Source organism: Microbacterium sp. H6 (assembly GCF_003314775.1).
Taxonomy (GTDB): domain Bacteria; phylum Actinomycetota; class Actinomycetes; order Actinomycetales; family Microbacteriaceae; genus Microbacterium; species Microbacterium oxydans.
In genome coordinates, this window is the sequence record NZ_QOAY01000283.1 from 375 (window position 1) to 3,884 (window position 3,510).

The 3,510-nt window shown below is 69.6% G+C and carries 2 protein-coding genes and 1 pseudogene; 2 read left to right on the forward strand and 1 reads right to left on the reverse strand.

From position 1 onward, the window contains the following. A pseudogene (locus DSP71_RS24285) lies at window positions 1-444 on the forward strand (hypothetical protein); the annotation flags it as partial. A 51-nt stretch (window positions 445-495) separates the two neighbouring features. After that, window positions 496-1,386: a rhodanese-related sulfurtransferase gene (locus tag DSP71_RS18275; protein WP_113681758.1), complete on the forward strand. Its 891-nt coding sequence runs from the start codon at window positions 496-498 to the stop codon at window positions 1,384-1,386. A gap of 22 nt (window positions 1,387-1,408) precedes the next feature. Here the strand turns inward: DSP71_RS18275 and DSP71_RS18280 are convergent. Beyond that, on the reverse strand, window positions 1,409-3,510 hold a 2,102-nt coding region (locus DSP71_RS18280; protein WP_147251383.1), incomplete at its 5' end, for a DUF3488 and transglutaminase-like domain-containing protein.

A 3,510-nucleotide genomic window follows, 5' to 3' on the forward strand; every position in this document is an offset into this window, starting at 1 on the left:
CTCCTGGTCAGGACGATCACGTGCGCGGTGGGCGGTGCCGTGGTCGCGCTCGCGGCCGTGCTCGGCGGACACTCGGCGCTGACGATCGTCATGGGAGGACTCCCGGTGGAGTGGTCGGTGCTTCTCTCCACCCTCGTGCTCGGCGCGCTCGCCTCCCTCTGGGGGATGGGGATCGGACTCATCGTGCAAGCCCACCTCGCGGCACTCTTCGTCTCGGCTCTCTCGATGGGGGTGGCGGTCATCGTCGCGACGTTCTGGAGCACCGGTGCCGCGTATCTGCCGCTTCTCGCATTGCTCGAAGGCTTCCGGTTCGACGTGGGCGCAGTGGGGATCCCACCGCATCAGGAGCTGACCGGGCCTGTCGCTCTCCTGGTCTCCGCCGGATGGGTGCTCGCCGCACTGATCGCGGGAGGAGCCGCTTTCCTTTCCCGCGACGTGAGATGATCGCGCGACGGGGGATACCGGTGGCGCAGGCGGACGACGTAAAATCCCTAGGTGGCAACACCAAAGATCGTCCTCTTCTACGCGTTCACCCCTCTGGCCGACCCGGATGCCGTGCGCGTCTGGCAGCGTGACCTCGGCGAGGCACTCGGCCTGCGCGGACGCCTGCTCATCTCGAAGGACGGCATCAACGGCACGCTCGGCGGCGACATCACCGCGCTCAAGAAGTGGCTGCGTTCGTTCCGCTCATACCGCCCGTTCGCCGGTGCTGACATCAAATGGAGCGAGGGGACCGGTCTGGACGCCGAGGGTCGCAGCCTCGACTTCCCGAAGCTCAGCGTCAAGGTGCGTGACGAGATCGTGTCGTTCGGCGCACCGGGGGAGCTTCGCGTCGACGAGGACGGTGTGGTCGGCGGCGGCACCCGGCTGACCCCGGAGGAACTGCACGGCCTCGTGGAAGAGCGCGGCGGCGACGTGGTGTTCTTCGACGGGAGGAACGCCCTCGAGGCGCAGATCGGGCGCTTCCGCGGGGCTGTCGTGCCCGACACCGAGACCACCAGGGACTTCGTCGAGCTCCTCGACTCCGGCGTCTACGACGACTTGAAGGGCAAGCCCGTCGTCACGTACTGCACCGGTGGCATCCGCTGCGAGGTGCTTTCCAGCCTGATGACGGCCCGCGGGTTCGGTGAGGTGTATCAGCTCGAAGGCGGCATCGTCCGATACGGCGAGAAGTTCGGCGACGACGGGCTCTGGGACGGATCGCTCTACGTGTTCGATGGTCGAGGGTCCGTCGACTTCTCCGACCACGCAGCCGTCATCGGGGAATGCATCGGGTGCGGCGCGCCGACCAAGCGCACCGCGAACTGCCCCGATCTGTCGTGTCGATCGCAGTTCGTGGTCTGCGAAGGCTGCGACGCCGTGCGCTGCACCGCTCACGCCGCCTGAGCGGTCGGCACCGCGGCACTGCTCAGGCCGTCGTCACGCCCGGCTCGGCGGCTCGCGGAGCGTACAGAGAACGCGGCAGCACCACCGCCTGCACCCTCGTCCTGCGGTCGGCGCTCCGACGCAATCCGGTCAGCACCTCCTTCAGGGGCTTGGAGAGATCGTCGGCCCTCTCGTCGGCGCGGGCGTAGTTCGAGCGCTCGACCGCGTCCGTGAGCTGCCGCATCGCCTCGGCAGGGACCTGATGCTGTGCCACCAGGCCGGCTGCGCGCACTCGGGGGGTGTCGGCGTCCGAGACGGGGATCTGCAGGTCGATCAGCGTATCCCGCAACTCGGCCCATGCAGCCGCGGAGTCCCCTCGGCGCGCTCTGCTCAGGCGCATGCGGCGTTCCACGAGGCGGATCATCGCAGGAAGCAGGAGCACCACGGCGACGCCGAACGCAGTGAAGACGACCGGCGTCGGGTCGAGGCGACGCAGCTCGTCGCTGCTGGCCGAGTCGCCTCCGGCGTCGTTGCGATCGATCTCCGGACCGGACGTCTCCTCGGCCTGCGGCGCCGTGGTCGGAGCGGGTGTCGACGGGGTTCCGGCGCTGCCGCCCTGCGTCGCTCCGGGACGGAACGCGGTGGGCACGCCCAGGGAGGCGGTGGGCTCGAAGGGCACCCATCCGATGCCGGGGAACAGCACCTCCGGCCAGGAGTGCAGCCGGTCGCTGGTCACGGAGAACACCGACTCGCTGCCGCGCTTCTCGTCGGTGAGGGAGCCGGGGAGGTACCCCACGACGATGCGCACCTGCATGTCGAGGCTCTCCGCCATCAGAGCGAACGCCCCGGCGAAATGCACGCAGTATCCGGAACGGACGTCGAGGAACTCCGCGACGGCGTCGGCTCCCGTCCCGTCGAAGCCCTCTTCCACCGGCGTCTCGAGTGAATAGGTGAACTGCGAGCGGAACCAGTTCTGCAGCGCGACGAGCCGGTCGTAGTCGGTGCTCGCGGCCGCGGTCACGTCGTCGGCGAGCTCGCTGATGATGTCCGGCAGCTCGACCGGCTCCGCGTCGGGGTCGACCACAGGAGACGCGGCATCGACCGCCCTGATCTGTTCGAGGGTGGGGATGAGCCGCGTGGAGGTGACCGTGTAGTCGTTGCCGACGGCGTCCGCGCCCCGGGAGTAGAGCGTGCGGTTGTCCGGAGCGATCCTCCACGCGTCGCTGAGGCCCTGCACGGCGGTTGCGGGATAGGGTACGGGTAGCCAGGAGCTCGACATCCGCAGCACCCTGATCGAGGTGTTCTGCTCCTCCGTCGCGATGTCCTCTGCCCATTCCGGGGGCCCGAACCCGTCGTCCTGCGCCTGCAGATCGCTGTCGTCGGGCTGCCAGACGCGGCCGTCGAAGCGGGAGAGGGTGGTCAGGCGCAGGTAGGGCGCGGTCTCGCCCTCGGCGGCCACCGTGAGCACCTCGACCGGGTTCGGCTGTCGCAGATCGTCACCGAGGCGCAGCGAGGCGTCCACGGTCACCCCGGTTCCGTTGCCGGCGAGGCTCGCGGTGACGGGAAGCAGTGGGGCGATGGCCACGGTCGTCGCAAGCGCGGCAGCCCCCACCGCCACAGCCAGAGACGTCGACGAACGGCGAGGGGACTCGGGATGCTTCCTGGCCGTGTAGCGGAGCAGCAGCAGTGCGATCACGCCGAACAGCACGAACCAGGCGACGTTGGTGTCGCCGAGCGTGACGATCATCGGCACCGCGCCGACGACTCCGGTCAGGAGCACCGCCAGCACGGCCGACCGGTGCGCCACGAGGTGGTCGAGCAGGATGGCGACCACCGCGAAGCCGACGCCCATCGCGGCCGCGAGGCCGGGGGACGGGTCCAGAGGAGCGGACCCGAACACGACCGCTTCGACCGCGGAGGCGCCCAGCACGCCGAACAGCGTCGCGGTCTCCGACGTCGGGATGATGCCGAAGAGAGCCGTATCGCCGGCGATGAGCAGCGTCACCACGGCGACGGCGACCACGATCTGCACAGCGAGCGTGGCGAGATCCTGCACCCAGGCAGCCCGGCGACGCAGCAGGTGCCGCGCGAGCATTCCCGACCCGGCCACGGCGACGATGACCGCGATCACGGTGAACGACCACG